Consider the following 17,469-nt stretch of genomic DNA (forward strand, 5'->3'; position numbering starts at 1 on the left):
CGCCCGGAGAACCGACCACCGCAACCCCGTCGAGGAGGGCCCCGTGCTCGACCGGCTCGCCCACGCCCTGCGCACCGTCCACCCCGACCGGCCCGCCGTCCTGGGCCGCGGCCGCACCGGCGGCACCAGGGTCCTGATCCGCCGCGGCGAACTCGCCGACCTGGCCGACCGCTACGCCGCCGCCCTGCACGCCCGCGGCCTCGGCCCCGGCGCCACCCTCGGCGTCGCCGTCCGCCCCGGCCCCCGGGCGCTCGCCGTCCTGCTCGCCGCCCACCGGCTCGGCCTGCGCGCCGCCGTCCTCGACCCGACCGCCGGGCCGGACGTGCTGGCCGCCCGGCTCGCCCTGGCCCGGCCGGACCTCGTGCTCGCCGACGCCGCCGCCCAGGCGGTGGCGGGCTGGGCCGGGCCGCTGGCCCGCCGCGCCGACCTCGCGCTGCCCCGGCTGTCGGCGCTCGGCCCGGTCGCCACCCTGGGCCGCCGGCTGCCCGGCTGCGCCCCCCGGCTCGCGGTCACCGGCGGCGCCGCGCCCGCGCCCCGCGACGGCGGCGCGGACACCGACGCGGTGATCGTCTTCACCTCCGGCACCACCGCCCGCCCGCGCGCCGTCGTGCACACCCGCGAGGGCCTGGCGGCCGGTCTGCGCACCGTCACCGACCTGGTCGACCCCCGCCCGGGCAGCACCGTGCTCGGCGGCACCTTCTTCGTCCTGGTGCCCGCGCTGGCGGCCGGCGCCGCCGTCGCCCTGCCGGCCCGGCGCCCGCGGGCGCTGGCCGGCCAACTCGCCCGGCTGGCACCGGCCCACACCTACCTCACCCCGCCCGCCCTGCGCGCCGCGCTCGGCGCCGGAGCCCGCTTCCACGGCCGGGTCTGGACCGGCTCCGCGCCCGCCGACGCCGCCCTGCTGCGCCGGGTCAAGCAGGCCGGCGCCGACCAGGCCTGGGGCGTGTACGCGCTCACCGAGCTGTTCCCGGCCGCCGCCGTCGAGGAGGCCGGGAAGAGCGCCCACACCGGGCCCGGGGACCTGGTCGGCGCACCGCTGCCCGGGGTGCGCACCGGCCTCACCCCGGAGGGCGAGCTCCTGCTCACCGGCCCGGGCGCCCGGCACCGCTACCTCGGCGAAGAACCCGACCCCTGGGTCCGCACCGGCGACCGGGCCACCCTCGACCCGGACGGCCGGATCGTGCTCGCCGGGCGGCTGAAAGACATGGTGCTGCGCCGGGCCGAGAACATCTACCCGGGCCTGTACGAGCCCGCGCTGCACCTGCCGGACGTCGAACTCGCCGTCCTGGTCGGGGTCCCGGCCGCCGGCGCGCCGGGCGACGAACGGCTGGTGGCCCTCGTCCAGCCGCGTCCCGGCGCCGATCCGCGGCGGCTGCGCGCCGCCCTGAGGGACCCGCTCGACCGGATGGGTGGCGCCCGGCCGGACGCCGTGCTGTTCGGGGAGGTCCCGCTGGCCGGGCGCTCCCGCAAGCCCGACCGGGCGGCGGCCGCCGCCCACTGCGCACGGGAGCTGTCCGCATGACCACCGACCGCGGCACCGGCCGCGCACCCGCCCCCGCGCCCGCCCGCGCACCCACCCCGACGCCCGGCCCCACGTCCGCCCACGCACCCGCCGCCCACGCACCCGCCGCCGCCGACCGGGCCGCGCGCCGCCGCGACCGCCGGGTCTACCTGCGCAGCCACCCCGTGCTGTTCGCGCTGCTCTGCCTCACCCGCCGCCGCCCGGTCGTCCGGCTCGGCCGAACCGTCCTGGTCCACGGCACCGAGGCCTACCGCGAGGCGCTCACCCGCGTCCCGCTCGACCGCACGGCGGCCGGCACCACCGGCGGGGCCGCCGCCCGACTCAGCGGCGGGGGGCTGCTGTTCGACCAGGAGGGCGTCCGGCACCGCGCCGCGCGACGGGCGGTGGCGGCCGACCTCGGCACCGGAGCACTCGACCGGATCCGCCCGCACTGGCAGGCCGTGCTCGCCGAACGCGTCCCCGAACTGGCCACCGGTTCACTCGAACTCGTCACCCTGGCAGAGGAGTTGGCCGGAGTGACGGCGGCCGCGCTGACCGGCTCCGGCGCCGACCCGCGCACCCTCGCCCAGGCCTGCGCCGCCGTCGCCGCGGCCACCGCCCGGGACCACCTGCCCGGCCCTCGGCTGCCCGGCCACCGGAGGGCCGGAGCCACCGCCGCCGCCAGGGCGGCCGACCTCACCGCGCTGCTCCCGGACCCGCTCGACGCGATGCTCACCGTCGCCGCCGTCACCACCACCGTCGCCGCCCTGCCCCGGGCCGCCGCCTGGTGCGCCGACGCCGGCCTCTGGACCGGGGTGGACGCCGGGACGGCCCCCGGCCTGGCCGCCGAACTCCTCCGGCTGACCGCGCCCTCGCCACTGCTCCCCCGGGTCACCGCCGCCGACGCCACGCTGGCCGGCTGCCCCGTCCGGGCCGGCGACCGCCTGGTCCTGGTCGCCCGGCACGCCGCCGGGGCCCACCGGACCGGACCGGCCCCCGGCCCGGCCGCCACCCAGGCCGTCTTCGGCGCCGGCCCGCACGCCTGCCCGGGCGCCGGCCTCGCCCGGGCCCTGCTCACGGACGTGCTGCTCGCGCTGGCCCCGCACCGCCCGGTGGTCGTCCGGGCCCGGGTCGACCGGCGGTCCGCGCTCCCGGGCTACGCGGAGCTCACCGTCCGGCGCGCACCGGAGCCCGGGGCGGCCCGTCCCACGACACCCGAGCGGCCTGAGGAGTCCCGATGCGGATAGCCGTCACCGGCGCCGGCGGCTTCTGCGGCTCGCACGTCGCCCTCGCCGCCGCCGCGCTGGGCCTCGACGTGCTCTGCTACGGCCGGTCCCCCGGCCCGGTCGGCCGCCACGTCCACTGGGACGCCACCACCGGCGACCCCGACCTGGCCGGCGCCGACCTGGTGGTGCACTGCGCCGCGGCCGTCGCCGACCTCCCCCGGGGCTCCGCCGGCGAGGCCGGGCAGTACGCCGTGAACGTCACCGGTACCGCACGGCTGCTGCGCGCCGCCGCCGGCCGTCCGGTGGTCCAGGTGAGCAGCGCCAGCGTCTACGACCCCCGGATCGGCCGCTCCTGGATCATGGAGCACCACTCCACCGAGGGCGGCCACCTCAACGCCTACGGGCGCACCAAGGCGGCCGCCGAACGGCTCGCGCTGGAGGCGGGCGCCGTCGTCCTTCGCCCACGCGCCGTCTACGGGCCGGGCGATCCGCACCTCGCGCCCCAACTGCTGGCACGGGTGCGGCGCGGACTGCTGCTGCTCCCCGGCGGCGACGTCCGGATCAGCCTGACCGCCGTGCAGAACCTCGCCGACGCCTGCCTGGCCGCCCTGGGCCTGACCGGCGGCCGCGCCTGGACGCCCGGCGCGTACAACATCGCCGACGACCGGCACTACCGGCGCGACGACGCCGTCCGCCGGGTGCTCGCCGCGCACGGCGTGCGGGCCCGGATCGGCCACGTGCCGGCGCCGCTCGCCCGGCTGGCCGCCCGGACCGGCCGCGTCCCCGGGCTGACCCCGTACGCGGTCGACCAGCTCGCCACCGGCGTCACCCTCGACCTCGGCCGGTCCCGGACCCAGCACTGGCGGCCGCTCTGGGACCTCGACACGGTCCTGCTGCTCGACCGGGCCACCGCCGCCGCCCGGGGCGCGTCCGCCGACGACTGACGCCCGCACCCCCGAGGGGGTACGGGCGTCCGGGACCGGCGGCTCAGCTCCTGGCGGCCTTCTTCACCAGGATCACCACGGCGGCCGCGATCCCCACCACCACCAGCAGCTTGATGATCAGGCTCAGCAGCGCGCCCACCACGCCGAAGACGAATCCGATGATGTTCCAGGCCAGGATCAGCACCAGCACCGGAACGACGATGTTGCGCACCCACGAGGGCAGCGACTTCCAGAACTCAGCCATGTCCGTTCCTTCTCTCCCCTCGGGCCGGCTGCCGTCCGGTGCCGCATCCCGCTTGCTTCGATACTTCGATCGTACGGTGACGCACGGGTCGGAACGAGGGCCGATGGCCCGGAGAGAACCCGGAGATCACCCCTACTCCGGCCCCCGGGGAGACCCGGGGGAGGACGCCCGAAAGGGCACCCGGGAAGGCTCCGGAAGGGCTCGGGGGAACGGCCCGGACGCCGGCCCCGGAGGGTGTCAGACCGGCCAGGTCTCGCCGCGCCAGGCGGCGTCCCAGAACATCCACTCGTACCGCGAGGTGGTGGTGAAGTGCTCCACCACCCGGCGGCGTTCGGCCGGGGAGATCTCCTCGCCGAGCCGGTCGGCCAGCGCGAGGACGCGGCGCACCACGGACTGGAAGGCCTCGTCGCCGTAGGTGGCGATCCACTTGGCGTAGAGCGGGTCGGGGGAGCCCTCGGCCAGCAGCCGGTCGCCGACCCGGGCGTAGATCCAGTAGCAGGGCAGCACGGCGCCGACCGCCTCCGCGAAGGAGCCGCCGTACACCGTGGCCAGCAGGTAGCTGGTGTAGGCCCGGGTGGTGGGCAGCACCGGCTCGGCGGCGGCCTGTTCGGCGTCGGCGCCGAAGGCCGTCATGAACTCCGCGTGCATGCCCTGCTCGGCCGCCAGCGCGCCGACCGCGTCGTCCGCGAAGGCCCGCACGTCCTCCTCGCCGGGCGCCTTGGCGGCGCAGACGGCGAGCGCGCGGGCGTAGTCGCGCAGGTAGTGCGAGTCCTGGACGACGAAGTGGCGGAACGCCTCGCGCGGCAGGGTGCCGTCGGTGAGGCCGCCGATGAAGGGGTGGTCGAGGATCTCGGCGTAGATCGGCTCGATCGCCGCCCAGAGTTCTTCCGTCAGGCTCAGGCTCATGCCCCGACCCTAGCCGGACCGCCCCGGGCCCCGGCCGTCAGTCCTCCGGCGGGGAGAACACCACCAGGACCCGCAACTCCTCGGTGACGTGGTGGAACCGGTGGGGCACTCCCGCCGGGACGTAGACCACGGTGCCGCGGGCCACCGTGGTGGTCTCGTTCCCGACGGTCAACTCGGCCCGGCCGCTGACCACCTGGTAGATCTCGTCCTGGGCGTGCGCGGTCTGCGGGTCGGTGGCGCCGGGGGACAGCGCGTAGAGCCCGGCGGACATCCGCGGCTCGCGCAGGAAGCGCAGATAGGCACCGTCGTTGGCGGCGCGCTCGGCGTCGAGTTCGTCCAGCCGGAACAGCTTCATCGGGGGTGCCCCTCCTCGTCCTTGGCCCGGGTCCAGGGGGCATTCAACACCAAACATGCCGGTCGGGCGCTTCCCCCGCCCCGACCGGCCTGGGACGCTGGCCCCATGAAGGGTTTCGTCATCAAGACACTTATCAACGCGGCCGCCATCTGGGTGGCCGCCTGGATCGTCTCCGGGATCACGCTGACCGGCGACGACTGGCAGAGCAAGACCCTGACGGTGATCGCCGTCGCACTGATCTTCGGCGTGGTCAACTGGCTGATCAAGCCCGTGGTCAAGCTGTTCTCGCTGCCGCTGTTCATCCTCACCCTGGGCCTGATCACCTTCGTCATCAACGCCCTGATGCTCTGGCTGACCTCCTGGGCCTCGGACAAGCTCGACCTGGACTTCCACGTCGACGGCTTCTGGGCGGCGCTGTTCGGCGCGCTCATCATCAGCCTGGTCTCCTGGGGCCTCAACCTGGCGCTCGGCGACGACGACTGAGCGACGCGCCGCGGTCCGCGTGCCCGGGCGCGCGAAAGGGGCCCGCACCCGGTTCCGCACCGGGGCGGGCCCCTTCGTCCCACCGTCGCCGGCGGGCGACCGGTCACCGCTCGCAGCCCCCGAGGATGTCGGCGAGCTGCGCGTCGATCTCCCCGCCGGTCAGCTCCCGGCCCCTCGGCACCAGCCGGTCGGTCCGCGCGAGGAAGGCGGTCAGCGGCGCCGCGCAGGCGCGCAACCGGGCATGTCCTTCGGGGGAGCGCAGCACGACGCAGACCTCCGAGAGCTCCTCGCCGGCCGGGTGGACGTGCACGTCGCCCTCGCCCGTCGGCCGGTCGACCCCGTCGAACAGCAGCTCCCGGGCGAAGACCCAGGTGACCGGGGCGTCGCCGGGCAGGTGGAAGGTGAGGCGGACCGCGAACGGGTCGGCGGGGTCGTACTCCAGCTCGGCCACGAGGCGGAAGGAGAGCTCGGTGGAGACCACGAGGCTCATCACCAGGTGACCCTGGACTGTGCTGTGCTGCATGGCGCCAGTACCTCTCGTTCTGCCCGGCCGGGTGGCTGGTCGCTCATCGCAGCACAGGCCGGGCGCGGCTGCAATCACTCTCCGACCGTTCGATCGACAAATTCCTTTGGATTGAAGGTAACGGTGGAGATCGGTTCGATATTTTGAAGATCAGGTGAACATTCACCTTGGCTATCCAAGATCCATCGGCGCTGTGAACACGCCCCGAACGGACGCACCCGAGCAGGTCCGAGTTTCGGGCCGGTCGGCGTGCGGGAGACTCCCGCACAACGCTCCAGCCCCGGAGGTGGCCATGCGCACCCCGCCCCGACCCGTCGTCAAACGCACCGCGCGGGCGATCCTGCTGGAGCTGGACCCGGCCGATCCCCATGGACCGGCCTCGATCGTGCTGATCAAACGCACCCGGCCCGGCTCCCCGCACCCGTACTGGATCACCCCCGGCGGCGGGGTCGAGAGCGAGGACCGCACGGTCACCGACGCCCTGCACCGCGAGGTGGACGAGGAGCTCGGCGGCAAGGTCGTGGACCTCGTCCCCGCCTTCGTCGACACCATCAGCCACACCCACCACGACGACGGCACGCTGCTCCACCCGCACGGGGTCAAGGTCCAGCACTTCTTCGTCTGCCGGCTCGCCTCGATGGACCTCGACCGCCGGCACGGGCCGGAGGTGGACGAGCCCAACGGCGAGTACGAGGTGGTCCGGGTGCCCTTCACCCGGGAGGGCGTCACCTCGGTCAACGTCGTCCCGCCCAGCCTGCGGGCGTACCTGGCGGCCAACATCGAGGGCGTCCGGGCCCTGCTCGCCCCCGACTTCGACTGACGGGCCCGGGGCCCAGGGCAGGAGCCGGAGCCGGGCGGTCCGGCTCCCGGCTCAGCCCGCCGCCAGATCGCCGACCAGGTCGTGCCGGATCCGCTCGGGCGCCACCCCGGCCCGCAGCAGCACCCCGGCGCCGCGCCGCACCATCGCGGCCGGCCCGCCCAGAAAGGCCTCCCGGTCCGCCCACGGTCCGAACCGGCCGACCACCTCGGGCAGTTCACCGGTGAGCATTCCGCCGCCCGGCACCGGACCACCGGCCTGCGGCCCCGGCCCGGACAGCACCGGGTGCACCGACAGCCAGCGGTGGCGCTCGGCCAGCGCGCGCAGCGCCGCCAGCTCGTAGAGTTCGGCGGCCCGCCGGGCCCCGTAGAAGACGTCCACCGCGCGGCCCGCCGCGCCGTACTCGGCCACCTCCTCCACCAGCGCCTTGATCGGGGCGATCCCGGTGCCGCCGCCGAGGCAGAGCAGGTCCGCCCCGGACGTGTGGTCGACGGTCATCGTGCCCGCCGCCGGGCCCAGCCGCAGCACCGAGCCCGGTGCGGCCCGGTGCACCAGCGCGTTGCTCACCCAGCCCGCCTGGACGGCCTTGACGTGGAGGGTCAGCAGACCGTCCGGCCGGGGCGCGGAGGCGAACGAGAAGTACCGCCAGACCCGCGGCCACCAGGGCGTCTCCAGACTGGTGTACTGCCCGGCCCGGTACGGATAGGCCTGGTCGGGGCGGAGGGTGAGCACCGCGACGTCCGGGGTGCGCAGCTCGTGCCCGACCACCTCGGCCTGCCACCAGGGCGGCGAGGTACGGGCGTCATCCTCGGCGGCCTCGATCATGATCGAGGAGACCAGCCGGTAGACCCGCCGCCAGGCCAGCTCGGTCTCGGCGTCCCAGCGGCTGCCCGAGTACCGGGCCAGCGCCGCCACCAGGCACTCCCCCACCGGTCCGTAGTGACCGGTCAGGGTGCCGTACCGGCGGTGGCCGCGCCCCAGGGCGCTCAGGTAGCCGCGCAGGCCCTCCGGGTCGCCGGCGCTGCGGGCGGCCATCAGCAGCGCGCGGAAGAGCCGGTCGCGCTGGACGTCCATGGCGGCCGGGAAGAGCGCGCGGACCTCGGGGTGGTGCAGGAAGATCAGCGCGTAGAAGTGCGCGGTGGCCCGGTCGGCGACCGGCTCGACCACGGCCAGGCTGGCCCGGATCAGCTCGATGTCCCGGGCGGTGGGCGGCTGCTGCGCGGCGGCGGCCCCGGGGCCGGACACGGCGGCGGGCGCCGGCTCGGTTGCGGTCGCCCCGCCGGCCACGGCGGCGACCGGCGGCCGGGCGGGATCGCCGCCCACGGCGGTCCAGTTGAGGCCGGGGGCCCGGGTGAACAGCGGCTCGATCGCGGGCACCGGCGGCCCGGCGGGCGTCGACGGCGCCGGGATCGCGGGCGGCCGGGCCGGCGGGTCGGGGATCGCCACCCGCAGCGCCGCGGCGGGGGCCGGGACGAGCGGAGCCACCGGCACCGGGGCGGCGGGGGCCGGGACGAGCGGAGCCACCGGCACCGGGGCGGCGGAGACCGGCGGGAGGTCCGGCGGGTCCAGCGGCATCGGCGGGACGGCCGCCGCCGCGGTCGGCACGGTGTCCGGGGCCGACTCCGGGCCGGAGTCCGGCATCCCCGGGACGGCCGCGGCTGCCGCCGAGCCGTGTCCGGTGCGGACCAGGAGAGTTCTGCGTGACTTCACCGCAACGTTTCGAGTACCCAAGAGAATCGTTTCGCCTCCGGCCGGCCTGTGCCACCACCTGGCTTGTTCCTGCTGACGCCTAGGCAGCGTGGCACGCCCGAAGTGCTCATCCGACAAATCGCGCGAAGGCCGGACACCCGCCCCCCGTACGCGCTACTCTCGCTCGATCTGCGGTCGCCCTGGGTGTCCGGGCAGCCACCCAAGGCGACCGCCCGGACGCCGGTCACAACTGCCGCAGCAGCATGCCCGGTTGCTCGACGCAGTCCGCGACGAACCGCAGGAACCCGCCCGCGGTACCGCCGTCGCAGACCCGGTGGTCGAAGGTGAACGACAGCTGGGTCACCTCGCGCACCGCCAACTCGCCCTGGTGAACCCAGGGTTTGGCGACGATCCGGCCCACCCCGAGCATCGCCGCCTCGGGGTGGTTGAGGATCGGGGTGGAGCCGTCCACCCCGAACACCCCGTAGTTGTTCAGGGTGAAGGTCCCCCCCGTGAGCTCGGCCGGGGTGAGCGCCCCGGTCCGGGCCGACTCGGTCAACCGCGCCAGTTCGGCGCCGAGTTGCTCGGTGCTCAGCCGCTGGGCGTCGCGCACCACCGGAACGACCAGGCCCCGCTCGCCCTGGGCGGCGAAGCCCAGGTGCACCGCGGAGTGCCGGAGGATGCCCGAACCGTCCTCGGTGACACTGGAGTTGAGCTCGGGGAAGCGGGCCAGCGCCACCGTGCAGATCCGGGCGAGCAGCGCCAGCACGCTCACCTTCGGACCGGCGGTGGCATTCAACTGCCTTCGCAGCGCAATCAGTTCGGTGGCGTCCGCGTCGACCCAGCAGGTCGCCGCCGGGATCTCCCGGTGGCTGCGGGTGAGCTTCTCGGCCACCGCCCTGCGCAGACCGCGCAGCGGCACCACCTCGGCCCCGGCCGGCGCGGTCGCCCCGTTGGACACCGGCACCGCCGCCGGCGCACCGCCGGGGGCCAGCGCCGCGATCGCCCGTTCGACGTCCGCGCGCATGATCAGACCGTCCGGCCCGCTGCCCGTCAGTGCCGCCAGATCGATCCCGTGCTCCCGGGCCGACCGCCGGACCAGCGGCGAGATCACCGGCACCACCACCGGCGCGACGGCCACGGCCACGGCCGGCGGAGCGGCGGTCGCCACCACGGCCACCGGCGCGGCGACGGCCGTCGGAACAGGCGCCGGAGCGATGGCCGGAGCCCCGACCCGGCGGCGCCGGCCGCCCTTGTCCGGCTCCGCGACCCCGTACCCGACCAGCGGACGCTCCACCTCGGCGGACGGGGACGGCGCGCCCGCGGCGGGCGACACCGCGACCGTCACCAGCGGTGCGCCGACCGCCACCTCCTCACCCGGCTCGCCGTACCGGGCGGTGACCACCCCGCCGTACGGGCAGGGCACCTCGACCACCGCCTTGGCGGTCTCCACCTCCACCACCGGCTGGTCCACGGCGATCACCTCACCGACCTCGACCATCCAGCGCACCACCTCCGCCCCGGTGAGCCCCTCACCGAGGTCGGGCAGCGTGAACTCGCGTACGACCGGCATCATCCTCAGGCCTCCCACTGCAGCCGGGCGACCGCGTCCAGGATCCGGTCCACCCCGGGGAGGTGGTGGTGCTCCAGCATCGGCGGCGGGTACGGGATGTCGAAGCCGGTGACCCGCAGCACCGGGGCCGCCAGGTGGTGGAAGCAGCGCTCGGTCACCCGGGCGGCGATCTCCGCACCGGTGCCGCCGAAGCCGGTCGCCTCGTGCACCACCACGGCCCGGCCGAGCGAGCGCACCACCCGGCAGACCGTCTCGTCGTCGAACGGGACCAGGGTGCGCAGATCGAGCACCGCGAGGTCCCAGCCCTCGGCCTTGGCCGCCTCGGCCGCCTCCAGGCAGACCGGCAGCGAGGGGCCGTAGGTGATCAGCACCGCCGACGTCCCGGTCCGCCGCAGGACGGCCCGGCCGATCGGCTCGACCGGCGCCGCCGGGTCGAACTCCGCCTTGCCCCAGTAGAGCCGCTTGGGCTCCAGGAAGACCACCGGGTCGTCCGAGGCGATCGAGGCCCGCAGCAGCCCGTAGGCGTCCGCCACCGTCGCCGGGGTGACCACGTGCAGCCCGGGGGTGCTGGTGTAGTAGGCCTCGGAGGCGTCGCTGTGGTGCTCGACCCCGCCGATGCCGCCGCCGTACGGGATGCGCACGGTGATCGGCAGCGGCAGCCGCCCGGCCGTGCGGTTGCGCATCTTGGCGACGTGCGAGAACAGCTGCTCCAGCGCCGGGTAGGCGAAGGCGTCGAACTGCATCTCGACCACCGGGCGCAGCCCGTACATCGCCATGCCGATCGCGGTGCCGAGGATGCCGGCCTCGGCCAGCGGGGTGTCCAGGCAGCGGTCGGCGCCGAACTCGGCGGTCAGGCCGTCGGTGATCCGGAAGACGCCGCCGAGCGCGCCGACGTCCTCGCCGAGCACGTGCACGGCCGGGTCCGCGCGCAGGGCGTCCCGCAGCGCGGAGTTGAGCGCCTGCGCCATGGTGGCGGTGCGCGGACCGGCCGGGGCGGGTCGCGCGGCGGGCCGGCCGAGGGTGGCGGCGGGCGACGGTTGGGCGGTGTTGCTCATGGGTGCTGCACCTCGGCCTCGGCGGCCAGCTCGGCGGACAACTGGGCTGCCTGCTCCCGCAGTTGCGGGGTCGGCTCGGCGTACACATGGGCGAACAGCGCCATCGGGTCCAGCTCGGCGTCGGCGTGGAACTCGGCCCGCATCCGGGCCGCCAGAGCCTCCGCCTCGTCGGCCGACTCCTGCACCAGGGCGTCGTCCAGCAGGCCGATCCGGCGCAGGTGCCGCTCCATCAGCAGGACCGGGTCGTGCTCCCGCCAGGCCGCCACCTCGGTGTCGTCCCGGTAGCGGGTGGCGTCGTCGGCGTTGGTGTGCGCCTCGACGCGGTAGGTGAGCGCCTCGACCAGGGTCGGGCCGCCACCGGTCCGGGCCCGCTCGACCGCCTCGGTCAGCACGCTGTGCACGGCGGGCGCGTCGTTGCCGTCCACCAGCCGGCCCGGTATCCCGTAGCCGACCGCCTTGTGGGCGAGCGTCGGCGCGGCGGACTGCGCGGTGAGCGGGACGGAGATCGCGTACCCGTTGTTCTGGACCAGGAAGACCACCGGGGCGTTCAGCACCGCGGCGAAGTTCAGCGCCTCGTGGAAGTCGCCCTCGCTGGTGCCGCCGTCGCCGAGCAGCGCCAGCGCGACCACCGGGTCGCCGCCGAGCCGGGCGGCGTGCGCGAGGCCGACGGCGTGCGGGGCCTGGGTGGCCAGCGGGGTGCAGAGCGGCGCCGTCCGGGTGGCCAGCGGGTCGTAGCCGGTGTGGGCGTTGCCGCGCAGCAGGGTCAGCGCCTCCAGCGGGTCGACGCCGCGGGAGACCACCGCGAGGGTGTCGCGGTAGCTCGGGAAGAGCCAGTCCTGCTCGCCGAGCGCCAGCGCGGCGGCGACCTGGCAGGCCTCCTGGCCGGTGGACGCCGGGTAGACGGCCAGCCGGCCCTGCTTGGTGAGGGTGGTGGCCTGCTGGTTGTAGCGGCGGCCGACCACCAGGCGGCGGTACAGCTCGCGCAGCAGCGCGGGGTCGTACTTCTCCAGCTCGGGGGTGCCGAGCACGCGGACCGGTGAGGCGTCCGGAAGCAGCGGGGCCGGGTCGCTGCGCGGGGCGGTCGCCCCGGGCAGCCAACCGGGCACCGCCGTGTGGTGTCTGTGATCGAGAACGGTCATCTCGGGCACCTCCAGGGGTAGCGGGGGCTCCCTACCGATTGTTCGGTCGTCTGTTCATCTTGACCAGAAGCGTGACAAGGTGGTGGACAATCGGCCCGGGTGGCGGTCGACTGGTGGCAGTGCGTCCAATCCGTGGGGGTGGGGGTCATGTCGGCTGAACAGACGTCCAGACTCGACCGTGTCGACCGGGCGATCCTGCGGCTGCTGCAGCAGGACGGTCGCGCCTCGATCCGCTCGGTGGCCGAGCGGGTGCACGTGTCCCGGGCGAATGCGTACGCCCGGATATCCAGGATGGTCGAGGACGGCGTCATTCGCGGCTTCACCGCCCGCGTGGACCACGAAAAGGCAGGTCAGGGCGCATCCGCCTACGTCACCCTGAAGATCGTGCAGAACTCCTGGCGGACGGTCCGCGAGCAGCTGCTGGAGCTGCCCGGCGTCGCGCACATCGCGCTGGTGGGCGGAGACTTCGACGTGCTGCTGCTGGTGCACACCGCCGACAACCACGCGCTGCGCGAACTGGTGCTGGGCAGCATCCAGTCCATCCCCCAGGTGCTCGGCACCCGCACCATGCTGGTCTTCGAGGAGACCGACCAGGTGCCGCCCCTCTGATTGGGCGCCCGCTCGCCTCCGGGGCGCTCGACCCGGCGCCGACGGTCGGCGCTCAGTGTCCTCGCCCGCTCGCCTCCGGGGCGCTTCGACCCGGCGCCGACGGTCGGCGCTCAGTGTCCTCGCCCGCTCGCCTCCGGGGCGCTTCGACCCGGCGCCGACGGTCGGCGCTCCAACGCCCCTCGTTCCTCGGGGCGTCCTCGCTTCTCCCTTTCGGCACCGGCGCGCCCCTTCGGCTCGGGGCGCACTGGGGCGGGGTGGCCGTTGGGAGCCCGGCGGAGCGCCCCCTGGGCCGGGTAGTGCCGGGGCGGGGCGCCCGTTGGGAGCCCGGCGGAGCGCCCCCTGGACCCGGGCAGTGCCGGGGCGGGGTGACCGTTGGGGGACCGGCGGGCGCCCCCGGGCCCGATGAGGGCCCGAGCCGGGTGCCCTTTCGGGACGGGTGGGTGGCCCTTTGGCGCGGACCTTCCGGCCCCGGCCCCTCCCGGTGCTACCGGGCGCGGAGGCCGTCGAAGGCCAGGTGGACCACCGCGTCCGCGACGCCGTCGGCCGCCTTCACGCCGGGCCGGTACCACTCCACGATCGAGTTGATCATGCCGAAGAGCAGCCGGGTGGCCAGCCGCGGCTCGACGTCCGCCCGCAGCGAGCCGTCCGCGACGGCGGCCCTCAGCAGCTCGGCCACCTGGTGGTCGAAGTCCCGGCGGCGCTCCAGCGCCCACTGCTCGGTCACGGTGTTGCCCCGCACCCGCAGCAGCAGGGTGACGTACGGCAGCTCGGTGAGCAGCACCTCCGCGGTGCGCCGCACCACGTGCTCCAGCCGCTCCACCGCGGGGCCCTCGACCGCGCCCGGTTCGGCGAGGATGCCGAAGAGCCCGTCCAGGGCCCGCCCGACGGCCAGCCGGAGCAGCTCCTCCTTGCCGCGGACGTGGTGGTAGATCGAGGACTTGGAGATCCCGGCCGCCCGGGAGAGGTCCTCCATCGAGGTGCCGTCGTAGCCGCGCTCGTTGAAGACGTCGACGGTCACCGCGAGCAGCGACTCCACGGTGTAGGCGGTACGCGTGGTGTGATCGGCCATCCTCCGAGTATCCCCGGCCCCGCTGCGCCCGATGCGCCCGGGTCCATTGGTCCGCACCAGCGGCGCGGCCGACGGCCTAGAATCTGCGGACCAGCGTCCACGGCCAGCAGGGTGGGGTCCAGTCTCATGAGCGCAATACCGGCAGTCGCCTCCGACGTGCCCGAGCAGCGCAGCGAGGAGCCGGGGGACGCGGCGCGGGCCGACTGGCGCGAGCGCGGCCGCGCCCTGGTCCTGCGCTTCGGGCCGGCCGTGTGGTGCTACGCGGTGCTCAAGCTGATCGGCTTCACGGTCTTCATGAAGCTGCTCTCCTTCTCGGGCGACTACGTCAAGAAGCACCCGCGGTTCGGCGGCGGCGCGAACCCCTGGGACGTGCTGGCCAGCTGGGACGGCTGGTGGTACCAGCAGATCGCCCAGTTCGGTTACCACCCCGCGCTGGTCCCCGTCCCGGGCGGCCTCCCCGGCTTCACCGTCGAGCAGAACTCGGCCGCCTTCTTCCCGCTCTACCCGGGGCTGATGCGGCTGGTCTCGGACGGCACCGGGCTCGGCCTGTACGGCGCCGGGATGCTGGTCTCGGTGGTGGCCTCGCTGTTCGCCGCGGCCGGGATCTACGCGGTGGTGGACCAGCTGGCCGGCCCGCGCGCGGGCGTGATCGCGGCCGGGCTCTGGGCGATCGCCCCGGGCTCCGGCGCCGAGTGGGCGCTCTACTCCGACTCGCTGTTCGTCGCGCTGGCGGCCTGGGCCTGCTACTGCGTGATGACCGGGCAGTGGATCGCCGCCGGTGTGATCACGCTGGTCGCCGGCCTCAACCGGCCGACCTCGGCGGCCCTGATCGGCGCCGTCGGCCTGGCCGCGCTGGTCGAGCTGTACCGGCGGGGGAGCGGCGTCGCCCGCCCGGTGGCCGCGATGCTGCTGGCCCCGCTCGGCCTGCTCGGCTACGTCGGCTGGGTGGGCTGGCGGACGGGCGAGTGGGGCGGCTACTTCAAGCTCCAGCACGACGCCTGGCTGCACTACTTCGACTTCGGCCACGGCACCTTCGAGGCGATCCGCGGCGTCCTGCTGGGCCGTTCGGACTACCCGTTCGCCTGGCCGGTGACCGACCTGCTGGCCACCCTGATCGTGCTGACCCTGCCGGTGCTGATCGTGCTGCTGGTCCGGCTGCGTCCGCCGCTGGTGCTGACCGCCTACACGCTGGCCACCATCGTCTCGGTGCTGGGCAGCCTGGGGATCTTCGGCAACACCTCGCGCTACCTGCTCCCGGCCTTCCCGCTGCTGATCGCCCTGGCGGTGGCCATGCGCAAGCTGAGCTGGCCGGTGCTGGCGACGGTGCTCGGCACCGGCGCGATCGCCTCCGGCTGGTACGCCGGGTACGTCATCTTCGAGCTCGGCATCCCGTAGACCGGTACCCCGCTCCGCCCCGGGGGCGCGTCCGCTGCGGACGCGCCCCTGCGCGTTCTCCGGATCCGATCCGCACACCCTCTTGAGCCGACCGATCGTTCGGTTACTCTGTGACGTGTCCCGTCCTCCCCTCTGAGGAGCGCACACCATGTCCGCAGCGGTCACCCACCCCCTCGTCGCCGAGCTGGTCGAACGCCACCAGGCCACCCTGGACGCCGCGCTCGCCGCCGCCGCGTCCCGCGACTACTGGTCGCCCTACCCCGAGTTCCCGAAGGCCTACGGCGAGAGCGGCGCCGCGGACGGCAAGGCCGCCTTCGAGGCGCTGCTGAACCTCCCGTTCGCCCTCGACGGCCACCCGGCCGACGGCGACCTGATCGGCGGCGAGGCGTCCCCGTACGGCGTCGAGATGGGCATCGGCTACCCGCACGCCGACGCGGACACGCTGATCGCCGCGCTGCTCGCGGCCCGGCCCGGCTGGGCCGCCGCGACCCCGCTCACCCGGGCCGCCGTCTGCCTGGAGATCCTGGCCCGGATCAACGCGCGCTCGCACGAGTTCGCGCACGCGGTGATGCACACCACCGGCCAGGCCTACGGCATGGCCTTCCAGGCCGGCGGCCCGCACGCCCAGGACCGCGGTCTGGAGGCGGTCACCTACGCCTACGCCGAGCAGACCCGGCTGCCCGCCAGCGCCGGCTGGACCAAGCCGCAGGGCAAGCGCGACCCGCTGGTGATGACCAAGGAGTTCACCGTCGTCCCGCGCGGCCTCGCGCTGCTGATCGGCTGCAACACCTTCCCCACCTGGAACGGCTACCCCGGTCTGTTCGCCTCGTTGGCCACCGGCAACCCGGTGCTGGTCAAGCCGCACCCGCGCGCCGTGCTGCCGCTCGCGCTGACCGTGCGGACCGCCCGCGAGGTGCTCGCCGAGGCCGGCTTCGACCCGAACCTGGTCTGCCTGGCCGCCGAGCACGAGGGCGGCACCGTCGCCCAGACGCTCGCCGTCCGCCCCGAGGTCAAGCTGATCGACTACACCGGCTCGACCGCCTTCGGCGACTGGCTGGAGGAGAACGCGCGCCAGGCCGAGGTGTACACCGAGAAGGCCGGCGTGAACACCGTGGTCGTCGACTCCACCGACGACTACCGGGGCATGCTGGGCAACCTGGCCTTCTCGCTCTCGCTCTACAGCGGCCAGATGTGCACCACCCCGCAGAACCTGCTGATCCCGCGCACCGGCATCGACACCGACCAGGGCGCCAAGTCCTACGACGAGGTGGTCACCGACCTCGCCGGCGCGATCGAGGGCCTGCTCTCCGACGACGCCCGCGCCACGGCCGTGCTAGGCGCCGTGGTCAACCCCGGTGTGCTGCAGCGCTCGGTCGCCGCGGCCGGCGGCGAGTACGGCGAACTCGCCCTCGCCCCGCGGGTGGTGACCTCCACGGAGTTCCCCGGCGCGACCGTCCGCACCCCCGCGCTGGTCAAGCTGGACGCCGACAAGCCGGACGACCGCGCGGTCCTGCGCGACGAGTGCTTCGGCCCGGTCTCCTTCGCCGTCGCGGTGGAGTCCACCGCCGCCGCGGTCGAGCTGCTGCGCGACACCGTCCGGACCCAGGGCGCGATGACCGCCTCCGGCTACACCACCTCGCCCGAGGTCGAGGCCGCGCTGGTCGAGGCCGCGCTCGACTCCGGCGTCTCGCTCTCGCTCAACCTCACCGGCGGCGTGTACGCCAACCAGACCGCCGCCTTCTCCGACCTGCACGGCACCGGCGCCAACCCGGCCGCCAACGCCGCCTACTGCGACGGCGCCTTCGTCGCCAACCGGTTCCGCACCGTGGAGATCCGCCGCCACAGCTGAGCCGATCCGGTTCCGGGCCCCGGCGGTGCCACGCCGGGGCCCGGTTCCGTCCCGCGGGAATTCACAGCCCCGCCCGCGCCAGCGATGATGGA

At 75.2% G+C, this 17,469-nt stretch carries 17 protein-coding genes; 8 read left to right on the forward strand and 9 right to left on the reverse strand.

All coding sequences use genetic code 11. The annotated features are described in order from the left end of the window. The first annotated feature begins 43 nt into the window (after positions 1-43). Genes ABZ497_RS16785 through ABZ497_RS16795 form a run of 3 tightly spaced genes read left to right on the forward strand, consistent with a single transcriptional unit; the run spans position 44 to position 3,671 of the window. On the forward strand, positions 44-1,522 hold the full coding sequence (locus ABZ497_RS16785; RefSeq protein WP_359805824.1) for a class I adenylate-forming enzyme family protein: 1,479 nt from the start codon (positions 44-46) through the stop codon (positions 1,520-1,522). Further along, on the forward strand, positions 1,519-2,748 hold the full coding sequence (locus ABZ497_RS16790) for a cytochrome P450 (RefSeq protein WP_359805827.1): 1,230 nt from the start codon (positions 1,519-1,521) through the stop codon (positions 2,746-2,748). The genes ABZ497_RS16785 and ABZ497_RS16790 overlap by 4 nt, the downstream gene beginning before the upstream one ends. Then, entirely contained in the window at positions 2,739-3,671 is a 933-nt protein-coding gene (locus ABZ497_RS16795) for an NAD(P)-dependent oxidoreductase (RefSeq protein WP_359805830.1), read from the forward strand. Before ABZ497_RS16790 ends, ABZ497_RS16795 begins: the two co-directional genes overlap by 10 nt. A gap of 43 nt (positions 3,672-3,714) precedes the next feature. Here ABZ497_RS16795 and ABZ497_RS16800 read toward each other — a convergent pair whose 3' ends face one another. The 3 genes from ABZ497_RS16800 to ABZ497_RS16810 all read right to left on the reverse strand — a co-directional run bounded on the left by ABZ497_RS16800 (position 3,715) and on the right by ABZ497_RS16810 (position 5,176). Continuing rightward, complete coding sequence (locus ABZ497_RS16800) at positions 3,715-3,915, reverse strand: DUF5326 family protein (protein ID WP_359805832.1); 201 nt, start codon at positions 3,913-3,915, stop codon at positions 3,715-3,717. A gap of 237 nt (positions 3,916-4,152) precedes the next feature. Continuing rightward, on the reverse strand, positions 4,153-4,821 hold the full coding sequence (gene tenA, locus ABZ497_RS16805) for a thiaminase II (RefSeq protein WP_352295008.1): 669 nt from the start codon (positions 4,819-4,821) through the stop codon (positions 4,153-4,155). Positions 4,822-4,858: 37 nt separating this feature from the next. Then, entirely contained in the window at positions 4,859-5,176 is a 318-nt protein-coding gene (locus ABZ497_RS16810; RefSeq protein WP_329488856.1) for a cupin domain-containing protein, read from the reverse strand. A gap of 105 nt (positions 5,177-5,281) precedes the next feature. Here ABZ497_RS16810 and ABZ497_RS16815 point away from each other — a divergent pair, with 105 nt between their 5' ends. Further along, the gene (locus tag ABZ497_RS16815; RefSeq protein WP_329488855.1) at positions 5,282-5,659 is read left to right on the forward strand and encodes a phage holin family protein; all 378 of its coding nucleotides are present in this window, start codon (positions 5,282-5,284) and stop codon (positions 5,657-5,659) included. Between the two features lie 103 nt (positions 5,660-5,762). Here the strand turns inward: ABZ497_RS16815 and ABZ497_RS16820 are convergent, their stop codons facing one another. After that, on the reverse strand, positions 5,763-6,182 hold the full coding sequence (locus tag ABZ497_RS16820; RefSeq protein ID WP_359805836.1) for an SsgA family sporulation/cell division regulator: 420 nt from the start codon (positions 6,180-6,182) through the stop codon (positions 5,763-5,765). A gap of 292 nt (positions 6,183-6,474) precedes the next feature. Here ABZ497_RS16820 and ABZ497_RS16825 point away from each other — a divergent pair, with 292 nt between their 5' ends. Beyond that, positions 6,475-7,002, forward strand: a complete 528-nt coding sequence (locus tag ABZ497_RS16825) for an NUDIX hydrolase (RefSeq protein ID WP_329488853.1) — start codon at positions 6,475-6,477, stop codon at positions 7,000-7,002. 51 nt (positions 7,003-7,053) lie between these two features. Here the strand turns inward: ABZ497_RS16825 and ABZ497_RS16830 are convergent, their stop codons facing one another. From ABZ497_RS16830 to pdhA, 4 genes are all read right to left on the reverse strand, one after another. Continuing rightward, on the reverse strand, positions 7,054-8,709 hold the full coding sequence (locus ABZ497_RS16830) for a globin domain-containing protein (protein WP_359805839.1): 1,656 nt from the start codon (positions 8,707-8,709) through the stop codon (positions 7,054-7,056). Between the two features lie 223 nt (positions 8,710-8,932). After that, positions 8,933-10,261, reverse strand: coding sequence for a dihydrolipoamide acetyltransferase family protein (locus ABZ497_RS16835; protein WP_359805967.1), 1,329 nt, complete (start codon positions 10,259-10,261; stop codon positions 8,933-8,935). Between the two features lie 5 nt (positions 10,262-10,266). Beyond that, positions 10,267-11,229, reverse strand: coding sequence for an alpha-ketoacid dehydrogenase subunit beta (locus tag ABZ497_RS16840; RefSeq protein ID WP_329492182.1), 963 nt, complete (start codon positions 11,227-11,229; stop codon positions 10,267-10,269). 83 nt (positions 11,230-11,312) lie between these two features. Further along, on the reverse strand, positions 11,313-12,455 hold the full coding sequence (gene pdhA, locus ABZ497_RS16845) for a pyruvate dehydrogenase (acetyl-transferring) E1 component subunit alpha (RefSeq protein WP_359805842.1): 1,143 nt from the start codon (positions 12,453-12,455) through the stop codon (positions 11,313-11,315). 147 nt (positions 12,456-12,602) lie between these two features. On the opposite strand from pdhA, the gene ABZ497_RS16850 reads away from it, so the two are divergent. Further along, complete coding sequence (locus tag ABZ497_RS16850; RefSeq protein ID WP_329488850.1) at positions 12,603-13,064, forward strand: Lrp/AsnC family transcriptional regulator; 462 nt, start codon at positions 12,603-12,605, stop codon at positions 13,062-13,064. A gap of 484 nt (positions 13,065-13,548) precedes the next feature. On the opposite strand, the gene ABZ497_RS16855 is transcribed toward ABZ497_RS16850, so the two are convergent. Then, positions 13,549-14,133 carry a TetR/AcrR family transcriptional regulator gene (locus tag ABZ497_RS16855; RefSeq protein ID WP_329488849.1) on the reverse strand — a complete coding sequence of 195 codons (585 nt, stop codon included), beginning with the start codon at positions 14,131-14,133 and terminating at the stop codon, positions 13,549-13,551. Between the two features lie 126 nt (positions 14,134-14,259). On the opposite strand from ABZ497_RS16855, the gene ABZ497_RS16860 reads away from it, so the two are divergent. Next, complete coding sequence (locus ABZ497_RS16860; RefSeq protein WP_329488848.1) at positions 14,260-15,528, forward strand: hypothetical protein; 1,269 nt, start codon at positions 14,260-14,262, stop codon at positions 15,526-15,528. Between the two features lie 148 nt (positions 15,529-15,676). Continuing rightward, positions 15,677-17,377, forward strand: a complete 1,701-nt coding sequence (gene paaN, locus ABZ497_RS16865) for a phenylacetic acid degradation protein PaaN (protein WP_359805845.1) — start codon at positions 15,677-15,679, stop codon at positions 17,375-17,377. The last annotated feature ends 92 nt before the right edge of the window (positions 17,378-17,469 follow it).

The organism is Kitasatospora sp. NPDC005751, from assembly GCF_040630835.1.
Lineage (GTDB): Bacteria > Actinomycetota > Actinomycetes > Streptomycetales > Streptomycetaceae > Kitasatospora.

Bases quoted from the DNA above. Each gene is read 5' to 3' on its own strand.
- ABZ497_RS16790 (WP_359805827.1), top strand. From the start codon at position 1,519: ATGACCACCGACCGCGGCACCGGCCGCGCACCCGCCCCCGCGCCCGCC.
- ABZ497_RS16795 (WP_359805830.1), top strand. From the start codon at position 2,739: ATGCGGATAGCCGTCACCGGCGCCGGCGGCTTCTGCGGCTCGCACGTC.
- ABZ497_RS16800 (WP_359805832.1), bottom strand. From the start codon at position 3,915: ATGGCTGAGTTCTGGAAGTCGCTGCCCTCGTGGGTGCGCAACATCGTC.
- tenA (WP_352295008.1), bottom strand. From the start codon at position 4,821: ATGAGCCTGAGCCTGACGGAAGAACTCTGGGCGGCGATCGAGCCGATC.
- ABZ497_RS16810 (WP_329488856.1), bottom strand. From the start codon at position 5,176: ATGAAGCTGTTCCGGCTGGACGAACTCGACGCCGAGCGCGCCGCCAAC.
- ABZ497_RS16815 (WP_329488855.1), top strand. From the start codon at position 5,282: ATGAAGGGTTTCGTCATCAAGACACTTATCAACGCGGCCGCCATCTGG.
- ABZ497_RS16820 (WP_359805836.1), bottom strand. From the start codon at position 6,182: ATGCAGCACAGCACAGTCCAGGGTCACCTGGTGATGAGCCTCGTGGTC.
- ABZ497_RS16825 (WP_329488853.1), top strand. From the start codon at position 6,475: ATGCGCACCCCGCCCCGACCCGTCGTCAAACGCACCGCGCGGGCGATC.
- ABZ497_RS16835 (WP_359805967.1), bottom strand. From the start codon at position 10,261: ATGCCGGTCGTACGCGAGTTCACGCTGCCCGACCTCGGTGAGGGGCTC.
- ABZ497_RS16840 (WP_329492182.1), bottom strand. From the start codon at position 11,229: ATGGCGCAGGCGCTCAACTCCGCGCTGCGGGACGCCCTGCGCGCGGAC.
- pdhA (WP_359805842.1), bottom strand. From the start codon at position 12,455: ATGACCGTTCTCGATCACAGACACCACACGGCGGTGCCCGGTTGGCTG.
- ABZ497_RS16850 (WP_329488850.1), top strand. From the start codon at position 12,603: ATGTCGGCTGAACAGACGTCCAGACTCGACCGTGTCGACCGGGCGATC.
- ABZ497_RS16855 (WP_329488849.1), bottom strand. From the start codon at position 14,133: ATGGCCGATCACACCACGCGTACCGCCTACACCGTGGAGTCGCTGCTC.
- ABZ497_RS16860 (WP_329488848.1), top strand. From the start codon at position 14,260: ATGAGCGCAATACCGGCAGTCGCCTCCGACGTGCCCGAGCAGCGCAGC.
- paaN (WP_359805845.1), top strand. From the start codon at position 15,677: ATGTCCGCAGCGGTCACCCACCCCCTCGTCGCCGAGCTGGTCGAACGC.